The 14,826-nt window shown below is 66.0% G+C and carries 18 protein-coding genes and 5 tRNA genes; 6 read left to right on the top strand and 17 right to left on the bottom strand.

Annotated elements, in window-relative coordinates; translation table 11 throughout:
- Positions 1 to 20 precede the first annotated feature (20 nt).
- The 8 genes from BI347_RS08895 to cutA form a co-directional block, all read right to left on the bottom strand.
- A complete protein-coding gene (locus tag BI347_RS08895) occupies positions 21 to 1,004 on the bottom strand; it encodes a FecR family protein (RefSeq protein WP_071114216.1) in 984 nt (327 codons plus the stop codon).
- The gene (locus BI347_RS08890; protein ID WP_071116382.1) at positions 1,001 to 1,495 is read right to left on the bottom strand and encodes a sigma-70 family RNA polymerase sigma factor; all 495 of its coding nucleotides are present in this window, start codon (positions 1,493 to 1,495) and stop codon (positions 1,001 to 1,003) included. Before BI347_RS08890 ends, BI347_RS08895 begins: the two co-directional genes overlap by 4 nt.
- 133 nt (positions 1,496 to 1,628) lie before the next feature.
- Positions 1,629 to 1,704: transfer RNA gene (locus BI347_RS08885), tRNA-Lys, on the bottom strand.
- 36 nt (positions 1,705 to 1,740) lie between these two features.
- Positions 1,741 to 1,816 (bottom strand) — tRNA-Lys (locus BI347_RS08880).
- A gap of 36 nt (positions 1,817 to 1,852) precedes the next feature.
- A tRNA-Lys gene (locus tag BI347_RS08875) sits at positions 1,853 to 1,928 on the bottom strand.
- Positions 1,929 to 1,953: 25 nt separating this feature from the next.
- Positions 1,954 to 2,029: transfer RNA gene (locus tag BI347_RS08870), tRNA-Lys, on the bottom strand.
- Between the two features lie 31 nt (positions 2,030 to 2,060).
- A tRNA-Lys gene (locus BI347_RS08865) sits at positions 2,061 to 2,136 on the bottom strand.
- Between the two features lie 125 nt (positions 2,137 to 2,261).
- Complete coding sequence (gene cutA / locus BI347_RS08860) at positions 2,262 to 2,609, bottom strand: divalent-cation tolerance protein CutA (protein WP_338032376.1); 348 nt, start codon at positions 2,607 to 2,609, stop codon at positions 2,262 to 2,264.
- Position 2,610: 1 nt separating this feature from the next.
- Between cutA and BI347_RS08855 the strand changes: the two genes are divergently transcribed.
- Positions 2,611 to 3,060, top strand: a complete 450-nt coding sequence (locus BI347_RS08855; protein ID WP_071114215.1) for an FxsA family protein — start codon at positions 2,611 to 2,613, stop codon at positions 3,058 to 3,060.
- Here the strand turns inward: BI347_RS08855 and BI347_RS08850 are convergent.
- Complete coding sequence (locus BI347_RS08850; RefSeq protein ID WP_071114214.1) at positions 3,054 to 3,350, bottom strand: DUF167 domain-containing protein; 297 nt, start codon at positions 3,348 to 3,350, stop codon at positions 3,054 to 3,056. The two genes, BI347_RS08855 and BI347_RS08850, sit on opposite strands and share 7 nt — an antisense overlap.
- A 77-nt stretch (positions 3,351 to 3,427) precedes the next feature.
- Here BI347_RS08850 and BI347_RS08845 point away from each other — a divergent pair, with 77 nt between their 5' ends.
- The 5 genes from BI347_RS08845 to BI347_RS08825 all read left to right on the top strand — a co-directional run bounded on the left by BI347_RS08845 (position 3,428) and on the right by BI347_RS08825 (position 6,174).
- Positions 3,428 to 3,892, top strand: coding sequence for a Dps family protein (locus tag BI347_RS08845; protein WP_071114213.1), 465 nt, complete (start codon positions 3,428 to 3,430; stop codon positions 3,890 to 3,892).
- Between the two features lie 96 nt (positions 3,893 to 3,988).
- Positions 3,989 to 4,828 carry an energy transducer TonB gene (locus BI347_RS08840; protein ID WP_071115730.1) on the top strand — a complete coding sequence of 280 codons (840 nt, stop codon included), beginning with the start codon at positions 3,989 to 3,991 and terminating at the stop codon, positions 4,826 to 4,828.
- Between the two features lie 13 nt (positions 4,829 to 4,841).
- Complete coding sequence (locus BI347_RS08835; protein WP_071114211.1) at positions 4,842 to 5,219, top strand: VacJ; 378 nt, start codon at positions 4,842 to 4,844, stop codon at positions 5,217 to 5,219.
- A 28-nt stretch (positions 5,220 to 5,247) separates the two neighbouring features.
- The gene (locus BI347_RS08830; RefSeq protein ID WP_071114210.1) at positions 5,248 to 5,661 is read left to right on the top strand and encodes an acyl-CoA thioesterase; all 414 of its coding nucleotides are present in this window, start codon (positions 5,248 to 5,250) and stop codon (positions 5,659 to 5,661) included.
- A gap of 27 nt (positions 5,662 to 5,688) precedes the next feature.
- Positions 5,689 to 6,174: a TlpA family protein disulfide reductase gene (locus BI347_RS08825; RefSeq protein ID WP_071114209.1), complete on the top strand. Its 486-nt coding sequence runs from the start codon at positions 5,689 to 5,691 to the stop codon at positions 6,172 to 6,174.
- A gap of 104 nt (positions 6,175 to 6,278) precedes the next feature.
- Here the strand turns inward: BI347_RS08825 and BI347_RS08820 are convergent, their stop codons facing one another.
- The 8 genes from BI347_RS08820 to def form a co-directional block, all read right to left on the bottom strand.
- Complete coding sequence (locus BI347_RS08820; protein WP_071114208.1) at positions 6,279 to 7,037, bottom strand: HesA/MoeB/ThiF family protein; 759 nt, start codon at positions 7,035 to 7,037, stop codon at positions 6,279 to 6,281.
- 79 nt (positions 7,038 to 7,116) lie between these two features.
- Complete coding sequence (locus BI347_RS08815; RefSeq protein WP_043571914.1) at positions 7,117 to 8,385, bottom strand: sigma-54-dependent transcriptional regulator; 1,269 nt, start codon at positions 8,383 to 8,385, stop codon at positions 7,117 to 7,119.
- On the bottom strand, positions 8,385 to 10,496 hold the full coding sequence (locus BI347_RS08810; RefSeq protein ID WP_071114207.1) for a sensor histidine kinase: 2,112 nt from the start codon (positions 10,494 to 10,496) through the stop codon (positions 8,385 to 8,387). The genes BI347_RS08815 and BI347_RS08810 overlap by 1 nt, the downstream gene beginning before the upstream one ends.
- Entirely contained in the window at positions 10,496 to 11,068 is a 573-nt protein-coding gene (locus BI347_RS08805) for a DUF4390 domain-containing protein (protein WP_239690851.1), read from the bottom strand. Before BI347_RS08805 ends, BI347_RS08810 begins: the two co-directional genes overlap by 1 nt.
- The gene (gene rsmB, locus BI347_RS08800) at positions 11,055 to 12,305 is read right to left on the bottom strand and encodes a 16S rRNA (cytosine(967)-C(5))-methyltransferase RsmB (protein ID WP_071116381.1); all 1,251 of its coding nucleotides are present in this window, start codon (positions 12,303 to 12,305) and stop codon (positions 11,055 to 11,057) included. The genes BI347_RS08805 and rsmB overlap by 14 nt, the downstream gene beginning before the upstream one ends.
- 71 nt (positions 12,306 to 12,376) lie before the next feature.
- Positions 12,377 to 13,234 (bottom strand): zinc metalloprotease HtpX, encoded by an 858-nt coding sequence (htpX, locus tag BI347_RS08795; RefSeq protein WP_071114205.1) that lies wholly within the window; start codon positions 13,232 to 13,234, stop codon positions 12,377 to 12,379.
- 42 nt (positions 13,235 to 13,276) lie between these two features.
- Positions 13,277 to 14,200 carry a methionyl-tRNA formyltransferase gene (gene fmt, locus BI347_RS08790; protein ID WP_071115729.1) on the bottom strand — a complete coding sequence of 308 codons (924 nt, stop codon included), beginning with the start codon at positions 14,198 to 14,200 and terminating at the stop codon, positions 13,277 to 13,279.
- A gap of 72 nt (positions 14,201 to 14,272) precedes the next feature.
- Positions 14,273 to 14,776: a peptide deformylase gene (gene def / locus BI347_RS08785; protein ID WP_071114203.1), complete on the bottom strand. Its 504-nt coding sequence runs from the start codon at positions 14,774 to 14,776 to the stop codon at positions 14,273 to 14,275.
- Positions 14,777 to 14,826 lie beyond the last annotated feature (50 nt).

Raw genomic sequence — 14,826 nt, 5'->3', positions numbered from 1 at the left:
AATAATCTGCAATCAAACCATCAGCGCGCGTCGATCAGCCTCCCGCCCGGCCCCGGCCGCACCCGCACCGGCAACACCTGCGGCAGAATGCGGGCGAATGCCGCCGGATCGCGGCTGGCGAAGCTGCCGCTCAGGCGCAGGCCGCCCAGACGGGCATCGGCCAATGCCAGGCCGGCGGGGCCATAACGTTCGAACTCGCGCAGCACATCCGCCAATGGCTGGTCGACAAAATCCAGCCGGCCTGCTCGCCAGGACGCCACCGCCTGCGGCGCCACAGCCTGCGGCGGTTGCAGCAGGCCCTGGCGCAAGCGCGCCTGCTGTCCGTCCACCAGCAGCAAGCGCTGCCGGGAATCGTCCGCAGAACCCGCCGCCGCGTCGGCATCCTCGTAGCGCGCCACCCTCACCTTGCCATGCGCCACCGCCACCGCCACTTCGCCGTACAGATTGCGCACGGCGAAGCGGGTGCCCAGTACCGTCACCCGCACCTTGTCGGCCGCCACCCGGAATGGCCGGGCGGCATCCGGCCTCACGTCGAACATCGCCTGCCCCTGCAGCAGCCGCGCTTCGCGCCGGCCGGCGAAATAGCTCAGCTCGATCCGGCTGTCGGCATCCAGCTGCAAGCGGCTGCCGTCGTCCAGAGTCCGGCTCAATTGCTGGCCGGGCGCGGTGGCCAGCGTCATCCGCCATTGCGGCTGGGCGGCGCGCCACTGCCACAGCAGGCCACAGGTCAGCAGCAACACCGCGCAGGCGGCCAGCCAAGGCTGCCGGCGCGGCGGACGCGCCATCGCCGACAGCCGCAGCCGCTCGGCGGCGCTCAAGCCATCCAACAGCGTATCCACCCGGTGCAACGCTGCGTAGGCGCGGCGATGCTCGGCGGACGCATCCAGCCAGTCCGCCAGCTGCCGCTTTTCCTTCTGGCTCAAGCCCTGTTGCTCGCGCAAGCGCCAGCGCGCCGCCTGCGCCTCCGGCAGCTCCTGGTTGGCCGCCTGCCCGCGTTCCATCATCGCCCTTCCTCCTCGTCCAGCGCGCGCCGGCACGCCAGCATGCCGTTGATAATGTGTTTTTCCACCATATTCCGTGAAATCCCCATCTGCACGGCGATGTCGGCCTGGCTCAAGCCCTCCAGCTTGAACAACACGAAAGCCTGGCGGCAGCGCGGCGGCAGCGTCTCGATCGCCTGCAGCAGCAGCGCCGCCTGCTGGCGGTCGGCCAGCCGCCGCTCCGGCTCCCACTGGCTGGGCGCGGCCAGCTCCAGATCGGCAATGTCCTGATGCCGGCGCAGGCTGTCGCGGCGGTGCTGGTCTATCAGCAGATTGCGCGCGGCGGCGTACAGCAGCGCACGCGGAGACTCCACCGCGCGCGTGGCGGCGGAGGGGGAAGCGCGATGGCGCAGCACCTTGAGGTAGACGTCCTGCGCCACATCCTCGGCGCGGCTTTTCGAGCCGGTGGCGCGGACGAGGAAGTTGAGCAATTCGCGATAATAACCGTCGAACACCTGGGCCGCCTGTTGACAAAAGGCGGCAGGATACAGGCTTATCAAAATGATAACAATTATCGTTATCATTAATTAATGGCGGCGGGAAAAGCAAAAGGCCCGGTCGCATGACCGGGCCTGGAGCCTGAATTCTTGGTGGGTCGTGCGGGATTCGAACCTGCGACCAACGGATTAAAAGTCCGCTGCTCTACCAGCTGAGCTAACGACCCATGGGGGAATGCGGTGTCGGGGAGATGCAGGGATGGTGGTGGGTCGTGAGTGGCTCGAACACTCGACCTACGGATTAAGAGTCCGCTGCTCTACCAACTGAGCTAACGACCCATCCTGAACTGCATTGACAACAGAAATGAGCTTGATTGGTGGGTCGTGCGGGATTCGAACCTGCGACCAACGGATTAAAAGTCCGCTGCTCTACCAGCTGAGCTAACGACCCGCACAACGTACGGCACATGTCTGGATGGTGGGTCGTGAGTGGCTCGAACACTCGACCTACGGATTAAGAGTCCGCTGCTCTACCAACTGAGCTAACGACCCGTCCGGGACATGCAACACTACAAGCTTCTCGTGGTGGGTCGTGCGGGATTCGAACCTGCGACCAACGGATTAAAAGTCCGCTGCTCTACCAGCTGAGCTAACGACCCACGAGAGTCCGCAACTATAATGAAACCCTTCAGTAGCGTCAAGTCATTCCGTGAAAAATATTTCCCGCGCATGACGGTCCGCCAGGAACGAAATCCGCCCCCGGACAGTCGCAATAACTTGCGCGTCAGCCGCCGCCACTTGAAAGCACGCAGGAGGATACCCATGTCAGGTAGGAGGGCAATCCGCGCTCCAGCGGCAAAGCGATGATTTCCGGCACCTCGTACGGATGCAGCTGCGCCAGCCGGCTTTCCAGCCGCGGATAGGCATCGCGGCGGGTCTTGATCAGCAGCGGCGTCTCCTCGGCCTGCTCCACCGCGCCCTGCCAGCGGTATACCGAGCGGCAAGGCGGCAGAATATTGACGCAGGCGGCCAGTTGCTCCGCCACCAGCGTCGCCGCGATCTGTCCGGCCAGCTGCTGATCGGGTACATTGCAGACAACCAGTAAACAATCGATAGATGGAATAGTATTCAAGATGCGCGCGCTCCTGCTGTTATTGCTGATCTACCCGTTCGCCGAAATCGCCGTCCTGGTGGCGCTGGCCGACCATATCGGCGGCCTGGCGGTGTTCCTGCTGGTGCTGCTGTCGTCCATGCTGGGCCTGTGGATGCTGCGCAACCAGAAACTGGGCGCGCTGCTGACGCTGGGCAGCGTGATGCGCCAGGACGAAAACGTTTCGCTGTACTCGCTGCTGTGGCCGCTGCGCTACGCGCTGGCCGGCGTGCTGTTCCTGCTGCCCGGCCTGCTCAGCGACGCGCTGGCCGTATTGCTGCTGCTGCCCATCAAGGGACCCGGCATCAAGATGCAGACCGGCCCGCGCCCTGGCCCCTCCGCAGCCAACCCGCCTCCAGGCGCCGGCGACGTGATCGAGGGCGAATACAGCCGGGTGGATGACAAGCCGCCGCAAGGCCGCCATCTTCAATGAATGCCGAACAGGCCCAGCACGGCGGCGGCGTCCAGAGCGCTCCGGACCTCCACCACCTTGTGCCGGTTCTTGTCGCCCGACAGCAGCGCCACATCGCGCTTGGCCACGCCGAAGCGCCCGGCCAGCCAGGCCAGCAGCGCGGCATTGGCCTTGCCATCCACCGGCGGCGCGGCCAATCTGATCTTCAGGCAATCGCCATGCTCGCCGGCCGGCTCGGTCTTTTTGGCGCCGGGCTGCACATGCAGCGTCAGGCGCACCCGGCCATCATGGCATCGCAACCAGGGTTTCATCGCCACTTTCCATCAAAAGCGGAAAGTGTAGTCCAAAATGCGGCCCGGCAGCAGCGCCGCCTCACAGGAGCATAGTCATGGATATCGGCATCAACGAACAGGACCGGCAAGACATCGCCCACGGTTTATCCCGCCTCTTGGCCGACAGCTACACCCTGTATCTGAAAACCCACAACTTCCACTGGAACGTCACCGGCCCGATGTTCAACACCCTGCACCTGATGTTCGAGGCGCAATACAACGAAATGGCGCTGGCGGTGGACCTGGTGGCCGAGCGCATCCGCGCGCTGGGCCACTACGCGCCGGGCAGCTACGCCGACTACGCGCGCCTGACCTCGATTCCCGAAGCCAGCGGCGTGCCCAAGGCCGACGACATGATCCGCCAGCTGGTGGACGGCCACGAAACCCTCTGTCGCACCGCGCGCAGCATCTTCGCCGTGGTGGAAAAAGCCGGCGACGAGCCCACCGCCGACCTGCTGACCCAGCGCCTGCAGGTGCACGAGAAAACCGCATGGATGCTGCGCAGCTTGCTGGAAAAGTAATCCCGCCCCGCGCCTGTACCAAATCGACAACGCCGCGCCGCGCGCGGCGTTTGTCGTTGCCGACGTGCTAAAATCCGGCAAAGTCTGGAATACGCCATGGCCGATCACCTTTACCGCTCCCGCCCATCCGCAGCCCTCAGCCATCGGCTATGGCTGATGGTCGGCGTGTCGCTGCTGGCCCATCTGCTGCTGCTCAGCCTGGCGGGCCTGCCGCCCGGCCCGCCGTTCATTGCGCAAGAAAGCGCGCCGCAGATCAGCATACGCCTGCAGCAGCCCGCCCCGGCGGCGCCCGACACCGCCCGGCTGGCCGAAGACAACCATCAGGGCGCCGGCAATACCGCCGCGCCGCGGCAACTGATCAGCCGGAGCGCTCCGCCGGTGCATGCCGCCGCACCCACTCCACCGCCGCAACAGCCGGCCGCGTCGCCGACCCCGATTCTCAGCCCGAAACCCAGCCCGGCCAAGCTCCCGCCCAGCCCGCCCGCCACTCAACTGAACACCGGCTCGCTGCTGGCACAGGTGGGAGAGCTGGCCCGCAGCGGCGACAACGCCGCCGCCGACAACGATCTGGAAAGCGGCCAGGCCGGCGCCGACATGGGCGAGGCCGCCCGCAGCTACCCGTGGGCGCGCTACCAGTCCGACTGGCGGCTGAAAGTGGAGCGCATCGGCAATTTCAACTACCCTGCCGAAGCCCGCCGCCAGGGGCTGCACGGCGCGGTCACGCTGGAAGTGACCATCAACGCCGACGGCAGCCTGCAGTCGCAGCGGGTGCTGCGGCGCTCCGGCAGCACCGTCCTGGACGAGGCGGCCCAGCGCATCGTCGAGCTGGCGGCGCCGTTCCCGCCCTTCCCGTCTTCGCTGGCCGGCCGCTTCCCGACGCTGCGCATCAGCCAGAAATTCGTTTTCACCCGCGACAACCTGTTGTCCAGCCACTGAACAAGGACGCATTATGTTTGAAGTCAACCGCAGCATCGCGCTGCTCCGCCCGCAAGCGCCTTTCCTCGCCTGGCTGAAAAGCCTGCCAGGCAGCCTGGACCATGACATCGACCTGCAGCAGTTGTCCGCCAACTGCAACGCGCTGCTGATCCCGCCGGCCGATGACTACGACAGCGCGCGCGGCTTCGTGCTGCAGCAATACCGCCAGCTGTTCGAAGCCGAGCTGGCCGACTGGTGCGAGGACGACAGCCTGTGGCCGCAGAACCTCAGCCCCAACCTGTTCCAGCAATGGTTCAAGCTGGAAATCCACGGCGTGCTGACCGACCTGGTGGCCGAACCGCTGGAACGCGAAGCCTTCGTCCCGCTGGACCTGGACGGCCACACCGAATAACGCAGCGCAACAAGCAAAGGGGAAACACATGGCGCATCAAACCCGGATCAAGGTCCGCGGCTACCACCTGGACCTGTTCGGCCACGTCAACAACGCCCGCTATCTGGAATTTCTGGAGGAGGCGCGCTGGAACAGCTTCGAGGACAGCGGCACGCTGGCGCAATTCCTGCAGAGCGGGCTAGGACTGGCCGTGGTCAACATCAACATCGACTACACGCGTCCGGCCACCATGGGCGAGATGCTGGTCATCGAAACCGCCGTCAAGTCGATAGGCAACCGCAGCGCGGTGATCCACCAGCGCGTGCTGCTGGACGGCACCGACACCCTGGTGGCGCAAGCCGACGTCACCTTCGTGGTGTTCGACTCCCGCGCGGGCAAGGCCGTGGTGCTGGAAGGCAAGCTGAAGGAAGCGCTGGAACTGATACAGGCCCAGTCGGCCTAATCGCCGCATCACATTCGGGAAAACGAGATGAAGAAAGGTTTGCTGATCGCGGTGGCATTGCTGGCGGTGGCCGGCATCGCCTATTCGCTGCTGTTCGGCCGCAATCCGGCGCCGCAGGTGCAGCTGACCTCGCTCGCCGGCGCCACCACCAGCACGGCGGCGCTGAAGGGCAAGGTGGTGCTGGTGAACTTCTGGGCCACCAGCTGCCCCGGCTGCGTAGAGGAAATGCCGGAAATCAAGAAGCTGCACCAGCAATACGCCGGCAAGGGGCTGAACGTGGTGGCGGTGGCGATGAGCTACGATCCGCCCAACTACGTGCAAAGCTACGTCGCCCACAACCAGCTGCCCTTCTTCGTCGCGCTGGATACCCAGGGCGAGGTGGCCAAGGCCTTCGGCGACATCCAGCTGGCGCCCACCACCTTCCTGATCGACAAGCAGGGCAACATCATCAAGCGCTACGTCGGAGTGATGAACTTCGCCGAAGTGCGGCAACTGATCGAGTCCCATCTGTAAACCTGTAGGGCGGAAACGCCTCGCAGCGTTCCGCCATCCCCTCCGGCCCGATTGACAGATGTTCGGCGGGACGCTCCGGCTGGCCGGACGTTCCGCACTTCAGCCTATGCCGCGCTCCCGCACACCGGACACCCCGGATCGCGCGGCACGCGGATCTGGCGGAAATCGCCGTTCAGGCCGTCGTACAGCGTCAGCCGCCCCAAACGCGGCGCGACGCCGGCCAACAGCTTGACCGCCTCCACCGCCTGCAGGCTGCCGATCACGCCCACCAGGGGCGACAGCACGCCGAAGGTGGCGCACGGGCCATCGCCGGCATCGCCCTCTTCGGGAAACAGGCAGTGGTAGCACGGAGAGGCGGCATCGTGGCTGTCGAACACCGCCAGCTGGCCGGAGAAACGCACCGCCGCGCCCGACACCAGCGGCACCCGCGCGGCCACGCAGGCGCGGTTGACGGCGTGGCGGGTGGCGAAGTTGTCGGAGCAGTCCAGCACCAGGTCGTGCGCCGCCACTTCCGCCAGCAGCCGCTCGCCGGCCAGCCGTTCCGCCAGCGGCCGCACGGCGATGGCGGGATTGAGCGCCAGCATGCGCCGCGCCGCCGATTCGGCCTTGCCCTGCCCCAGGCTGGCGCTGTCGTGGGCGATCTGGCGCTGCAGATTGGACAACTCCACCGTATCGTCGTCTACGATGGTGAGGCTGCCGACGCCGGCGCTGGCCAGATACAGCGCCACCGGCGACCCCAGGCCGCCGGCGCCTATGATCAGCGCGCGCGCCGCCAGCAGCCGGCGCTGGCCTGCTATGTCGATTTCCGGCAGCAGGATGTGCCGGCTGTAGCGCAGCAGCGCCCGATCGTCGAGTTCTTCCATCGCCAACCTCAATCCTTGAATCCCGCAAAAGCAAAACGCCAGCCGCGAAGGGCTGGCGTCGATAAGCGACTTGCGGCGCTTACTCCTCCGCCACCTTGCGGGCGAACTTGATGCCCAGCTGCTTCAGCTTGCGGTAGAGGTGGGTGCGCTCCAGGCCCACTTTCTGCGCCACCCGGCTCATATTGCCGTTCTCCAGCGAGATGTGATACTCGAAATAGCGGCGCTCCAGCTGTTCGCGCAATTCGCGCAGCGGGATGTTGAAGTCGAAGCCCGACTCCTCCACCGGCTTTTCGTGGCGGAACTGCGCCAGCACCTTGTTGACTTCGCCGGCGTCCACTTCGTCCGATTCGGCGGTCAGCGCCAGGCTCTTGATAATGCTGCGCAGCTGCTCCAGATTGCCCGGCCAGTCGTACTGGCGCATCGCGTTGAGCGCCGCGGTGGTCAGTTTGCGCGCCGGCACCTGCTTGGACTCCACCAGCTCCACCAGGATCTGCTCGGCGATGAAGGTGATGTCTTCCGAGTGCTCGCGCAGCGGCGGAATCGGCACGATCACGCTGGACAGCGCGGTCAGCAGGCGGTTGTCGCACTCCGGGTCCACCAGCAGCTCCTGCAGCGGACGGCTGCAAGAACAGAGCAGACGCACATTGAAGCGGTCGAGCTTGGACAGCAGGAACAACAGGCCCTGCTGCACGCGGCGGCTGTACTGGCCGATTTCCGGCAGATACAGCACGCCGTTGTTGGCCTTCTGCAAGAGCTCCAGCGGCGCGTCAGCCAGCTGCTCCAGCTTGGCCGGCGTCACCCAGGGCGTATTGCCCTGGTGAAAGAAGCGCGCCACCAGCTCGAAGCCGGAGCCGGACTCGCCGGTCAGCAGCACCGGCGACTTGACCTTGGCGACGCGCTCCAGCTGGCGCTTAAGCTCCTGGATAGGCTCGCTGCGGCCCAGCTTGTCCAGATTCAGCGAGGTGTTGGCCTGCATGTCGCCGTACTTCAGCGCGCGCTGCACCGTGGTCAGCAGCTTTTGCAGGGCGATCGGCTTCTCCAGGAAGTCGAAGGCGCCGATGCGGGTGGCCTCCACCGCGGTGTCTATGCTGGCGTGGCCCGACATCATCACCACCGGCATGTTGAGCAGACCGGACTTGGCCCATTCCTTCAGCAGGGTGACGCCGTCGCAGTCAGGCATCCAGATATCGAGCAGCACCAGCGCGGGGCGCGTCTGGTTGCGCAACTGCCGCGCCACCTCGGCGTTTTCCGCCAAGGCCACGGTATAACCTTCGTCCTGCAGGATCTCGGAGAGCAGTTCTCGGATACCGATCTCGTCGTCCACAATCAAAATATCGCTGCTACGCATTAGGCCTCCAGCAATGGCAGGGAAAGAAGGACGCGCGCACCTTGCTGTTCGGCATTCCCCAAAATGACCTGTCCATGGTGTTCTTCCATAATCTTCTTGACCACGGCCAGTCCAAGACCGGTTCCCTTGGCTTTACTGGTCACATAAGGCTCGAACGCGCGTCTAAGGATGTCGGGGTTGAAGCCCGCGCCATTGTCCTCGACGCAAACGAGCACGTTTCCTTCTTCTTGTCGGCTGCTAATTTGAATCATCGGGATGCCAACGTCAAGGACTGCATCCTGGGCGTTCTGCATCAGGTTGTGCAACACCTGCCGAAGCAGGGCGGCGTCGCCCATGATCATCAGCGGAACCTCGTCCAGCGCAATCTTAACAGCAGGATTGGATTCGTAAAGGGTCATCACCTCGCGGATCACCTGATTAAGGTCAAGTTTGACCAGTTTGATCCGCGGCGCGCGGGCATAATCGCGGAAAGCGTCCACCATGCTTTTCAACGCGCCCACCTGCTTGATGATGGTGTCGGTGGAGCGTTTGAGCATGTCGGCGTCGTTGCCGTCCAGCTTGTCGGCCAGCTTCATCGCCAGCCGCTCCGCCGACAGCTGGATCGGCGTCAGCGGATTGCGGATCTCGTGCGCCAGCCGCTTGGCCACCTCGCCCCAGGCGGCGTCGCGCTGGGCGCGCGCCAGCTCGGTGATGTCGTCGAACACCAGCACGTAGCCGTCGCTGGAGTGTTCCGGCAACCGCGCGCCGCGCACCAGCAAGGTGCGTTCGCCCTGGCTGGTCTCGTAGTTCAGCTGGGTCTGCCAGTCGCTCTCCACATCGCTGTCGGCGTGCTCCATCACGGTCGCCACCAGCGGCGCCACCGCCGGCATCACCTCGCCCCATTCCGGGAAGCGGTGTTCGGCCAAATGGGTGAATTCCACCCCCAGGATGCGCGAGGCGCTGGTATTGGCGGCGCGGATCTGCCAGTCGCGGCCAAAGGCGATCACCCCCGCCGACAGGTTGGCCAGTATGCTCTCCAGGTACAGCTTGCCGCCCTCCAACTCGCCGCGGCTCTTGTCCGCCACCTGGCGCGCCTCGTCCAACTGCTGGGTCATGCGGTTGAACAGGGTGGTCAGCATGCCCAGTTCATCGCGGCGGTAGACCGGGTGGCGCTTGGAAAAGTCGCCCTGCGCCACCGCGCGCGTGCCCGCGGCCAGCTCCGACAGCGGCGCGGATAATCGTTCGGACAGGAACAACGCGAAGGCCAGCGCCGCTGTCAGCGCCAGCAACACCGCCAGCGCCAGCGTCAGCATGTAGAAAGTGCGCAGGCCCTGGCGCGACAGCAGCAGCTGGCGGTATTCGGAGCGGGCGCTCTCGATCTGCTCGGCGTCGCGGCTGATGTCGGCCGGCGCCATCTGCTGCAGCTGCAGCACCCTCACCTGCTCGTCCGGCATTCGGTAAGCCAGCAACACCCGCAGCACCAGACCGCTGTTGCCGTCGTTTTCTATGCTCTGCTGCGGCGACCGCAGCTTGACCGCGCGCAGCGTCTCGCGCGCCGGCCCTTGCGGCGGCGGCCGGGAGGACGCGGAGGCGAAGGCCAGCATTTGGCCGTTGCCGCGGTCGAAGATGGCGATCTCGCGCAAGCCCAATTGCTCGCGCAGGCGCTCCAGCCGCGCCGGCAACAGATTGTCGGGCAGCGGCTCCACCTCCTCCAGCACCAGCTTGCTCTTGCGGCCGACATCGTCCAGCACGTAGTTGAGCGCGCTGCGGCCCAGCACCAGGCCGCGGTCCAGCGCCGCCTCCACCCGCACATCGAACCAGCTTTCTATGCTGCGGGTGAGGAATTGCGCCGACACGGTGAACACCAGCAGGCCCGGCACCAGCGCCACGCCGGCGAACATCAGCGCCAACTTCTGCGTCAGCTTGGCGCCGAACACCCGGTTCCTCACCCGCTGGCGCAAGCGCCACAGCTGGCGGCCCACCACGCTGAGCAGCGCCAGCAACAGCAGGCTGTTGAGACCGAACACCCACCAGTAGTAGTCGTTGAGCTTGGATGCGTTGCCGGTGGCGACGGCCAGCAGATAGAGCAGGATCGCCCCCAGCGTCGCCATCGCGATGGTGGCGTAGCGCATCAGCCGCCGTCCTTGACGTCGAGCTTGATCCAGTCGGAATCAAGCGACCAGTCGTCCGAACCCAGCGCGTTCATCTGGAACGGCTTGGGCAGCTCGCCGATGTCGAGCAGCAGCCGGACCTGGCCGGCCACCTGGCCGGGCTTTCTGGGGTCGAGCGTGCCGGGATTGAGCACGCGCCAGCCCTGGATGGCGCCGATGGCCGCCAGCGCCTCGCGCAGGCTGGGGTAATAGTTGGACAGGCTGCCGATGCTGACGCGGTAGCGGCCGGTCAGCGACTGGTAGGACAGCTTGAAACTCAGCTGGGCGTGCGGATCGAACCACTCGCGCAGCGAAAGGTAGTAGGCGGTGGTGCGCGGCTTGATCAGCTGGAATTCCAGCCGGAACCCCAGCGCCACCCCCTGCTGCAGCGCTTCGCTGAGGCTGGGGGTGAGCTTGGTCAGGAAACGGGTGCTGACCGACAGCGTGCCGTCGCTCAGCACTTCGGCCTCGGCGCGGCGCGAAACGATGGCGTCCGCCTGTGCCGCCTGAACCAGGCAGCACAGCAGGCCCAACACCAGGCTAATGCTTCTCAAGCAGCGCGTAATAGAAACCGTCATGACGCTCACAGGGCAGCAGTTGCTCCTGCCTCAGGCACGCCGCATCAGGGTGGCGCCGCAGGAAGCTTTCCAATTGCTGTTGGTTTTCTTCGGGAAAAATCGAGCAGGTAGCGTATAGCATTTTTCCGCCGCTGGCGAGCAGCGGCCACAGCGCGTCCGCCATCTCGGCCTGCTGGCGGCCCAGCATGGCGAAATCGCCCGGACGGCGCAGCCACTTGATGTCCGGATGGCGGCGCACCACGCCGGAAGCCGAGCACGGCACGTCGGCCAGGATGCGGTCGAAGGGCCGGCCGTCCCACCATGCCTCCGGCCTGGCGGCATCGGCCTCGCGCAGCTGGGCGGTGAGGCCCAGCCGCTCCAGATTGTCGGCCACCCGGGTCAGCCGCGCGGCGTCGATATCCAGCGCCGTCACCTCGATGTCGGCCAGTTCCAGCATGTGGCCGGTCTTGCCGCCGGGCGCGGCGCAGGCGTCCAGCACCCGCAGGCCCGGCTGCAGGTCCAACCAGTGCGCGGCGCGCTGCGCGCCTTCGTCCTGCACCGACACCTCGCCGTCGGCGAAGCCCGGCAGCTCGCGCACCGCGACCGGCTTGGCCAGTTGCACCGCCTCGCCGCCCAGCGTCGCCGCCGCCATGCCGGCCTCCTCCAGCCGCTTGAGGTAATCCTCGACCGAACCATCGCGGCGATTGACCCGCAGCGTCAGCGGCGGATGGGCGTTGGCGGCGGCCATCACCTGCCGCCACTGCTCCGGATAGGCGGCCTGCACCCGCTGCAGCCACCAGCTGGGGTGGTTGCTGCTCGCCACCAGATCGCGCGCGGCAAGCGCGGTCAGCTGCTCGCGCCGGCGCAGGAAGTTGCGCAGCACACCGTTGACCAGCCCCTTGAAATTGCCCTTGGCCAAGGTGCCGGCCAGCGTCACCGCCTCGTTGACCACCGCGTAATCGGCGGCGCGGGTGTGCAGCAGCTGGTAGAAGGCGACGATCAGCACCCGCTCCAGCTGCGGCTCGGGCAGAGGCTTTGGCACCAACTGGCGCAGGTGATGGCTCAGCGTGCCCAGATGGCGCAGGCTGCCATAGCTCAAGTCCTGCAGCGCGCCGCGCTCGGAAGCCGACAGATTGGGCGCCTGGCGGTGGGCCGCGGCCAAGGCCTCGGTGAGGGTGGTGCCGGCCTCGACGCGGCCCAGGATGTCCGCGGCCAGTTGCTGGATGTGATGCATGGTGGTTCTTTCGATAAAACAAGGCCAGTCCCGCATGGAACTGGCCTCTATGGCTGATTCAATATAAGCGTTCAATACACGCCGCGCGCCAGCGCGTTCAAGCGCTCGATGCGCTCGGCGGTGTGCGGATGAGTGCGGAACAGCTCGCCCAGGCCGCCGCCGCCGGACAAGGGGTTGATGATCATCATCTGCGCGGTCTCCGGGTGGGCCTCGGCGGTGGGCATCGCGATGCCTTGCGCGTAATACTCTATCTTCTGCAGCGCGGAGGCCAGCGCCAGCGGGTCGCCGCAGATTTCCGCGCCGCCGCGGTCGGCTTCGAACTCGCGCGCGCGCGAGATCGCCATCTGGATCAACGACGCCGCCACCGGCGCCAGCAACGCCACCGCCAGCCGCGGCAACAGGCCGACCGGCTGGCCGTTCTCGTCGCGGCCGCCGAAGAACATCGCGAAGTTGGCCAGCGCGGAGATAGCGCCGGCCATGGTGGCGGAAATGGTGGAGATCAGCGTGTCGCGATGCTTGACGTGCGCCAGCTCGTGCGCCATCACGCCGCGCAGCTCGCGGTAGTCCAGCAGGCGCATGATGCCGCTGGTGGCGGCCACCGCGGCGTTTTCCGGATTGCGGCCGGTGGCGAAGGCGTTGGGCTGCTCCTCATGGATGACGTAGACGCGCGGCATCGGCAGGCCGGCGCGCTGAGCCAGCTCCGCCACCATGCCGTAGAACTCGGGCGCGCTGTTGGCATCGACCTCCTGCGCGTTGTACATCGACAGCACCATGCGGTCGGAATTCCACCAGGCGAACAGATTCATGCCGCCGCCGAACAGCAGCGCCAGCAGCATGCCGGCCTTGCCTCCCATCATGCCGCCTATCAGCGCGAACAAGGCCATGATCGCGGCCATCAGCACCGTGGTCTTCAGCCAGTTGTCGTTCATGCTCTACCCTTATTTGCTTTAGTGGTCCAACTGCTTGGAAGCTCAAACGCCCAGCCGGGTTCCCGCCAGCGCGCCGCGGCCGGCGACAAAATCGCGCGCCGCCAGCCGCTTGCCGCCGGCGGCCTGCAGCAGGGTCAGCCGCACCAGGCCGTCGCCCGCGCCCACCAGCACGCCGTCTGCGTCGGCGGACACCACCACGCCCGGTTCGGCGCGGCCCTCCTCAGCGCTGGCCAGCCACAGCTTCAGCGGCTCGCCGTTAAGCTGGGTGAAGGCGCCAGGCGCCGGATTGTAGGCGCGGATGGCGCGGGCGATATCGGCGGCCGGCAGCGTCCAGTCCACTTCAGCCTCGGCCTTGGACAGCTTCTGCGCGTAGGTGACGCCGTCTTCCGGCTGCTGGAGTGGCTGGATCTGGTCCAGCCGCTCCAGCGTGGAAACGATCGCCTCCGCGCCGCAAGCCGCCAGCTTGTCGTGCAGGGTGGCCGCGGTTTCGTCGGCGGCGATGGCCAGCGGATGGATGCTGAGCATGTCGCCGGTGTCCAAACCCACATCCATCTGCATGATGGTAATGCCGGTTTCGCCGTCGCCGGCCAGGATCGCGCGCTGGATCGGCGCGGCGCCGCGCCAGCGCGGCAGCAGCGACGCGTGGATGTTGAGACAGCCGCGCGCCGGGATCTCCAACACGTCCTGCGGCAGGATCAGACCGTAGGCGGCCACCACCATCAAATCCGCGCCGACCTCGCGCAGCATCTGCTGCGCCTCCAGGTTGCCGCGCAGCTTTTCCGGCTGCTCCACCCTCAAGCCGTGAGAGAGCGCCACCTCCTTCACCGGGCTGGGCTTAAGCTTCATGCCGCGGCCGGCCGGGCGGTCGGGCTGGGTCAGCACCAGCGCGATCTCATGGCCGGCGGCGATCAGCGCCCGCAGCGCGGCGGCGGCGAATTCCGGCGTACCGGCAAAAATCAGTTTCATCGTTCATCCCTGGCAACGACAACGGCGCCGCCAGGCAGCGCCGTCGCGGCCGGCTTCGAGGCCGGCCTGTGCTTACATATTCTGCTTTTCGCGCTTTTTCAGCTTGCTCTTGATGCGGGTCTGCTTCAGCTGCGACAAGCGCTCGACGAATACCACGCCGTTCAGGTGGTCGATCTCGTGCTGGATGCAGATCGCCAGCAGGCCGTCGGCGTCCAGTTCAAACGGCTTGCCGTCGCGGTCCAGCGCCTTCACCTTGACATGCTCGGCACGGGTCACCTTGTCGTAGATGCCGGGCACCGACAGGCAGCCTTCCTCGTAGACGGTTTCGCCGTCCTTGGCGATGATTTCCGGGTTGATGAACACCCGGCGCTCGTCGCGCTCCTCCGAGATGTCCATCACCACCAGACGGTAATGATGATCCACCTGGGTCGCCGCCAGGCCTATGCCCTTCGCCTCGTACATGGTTTCGAACATGTCGTCGATCTGCTGCTGCAACGCCGCGTCGAAAACCTCCACCGGCTTGGCCACGGTGTGCAGTCTCTCGTCCGGGTAATGCAAAATGTTCAACAGCGCCATTGGTATTTATTCACTCCAAGTTGTCGTATTGCCGCGCTCGCGTCGATAAT

It is taken from the genome of Chromobacterium sphagni (assembly GCF_001855575.1).
Lineage (GTDB): Bacteria > Pseudomonadota > Gammaproteobacteria > Burkholderiales > Chromobacteriaceae > Chromobacterium > Chromobacterium sphagni.
Note: the sequence above shows the minus strand (reverse complement) of the source record. Positions and strands in the feature narration are given on the sequence as shown.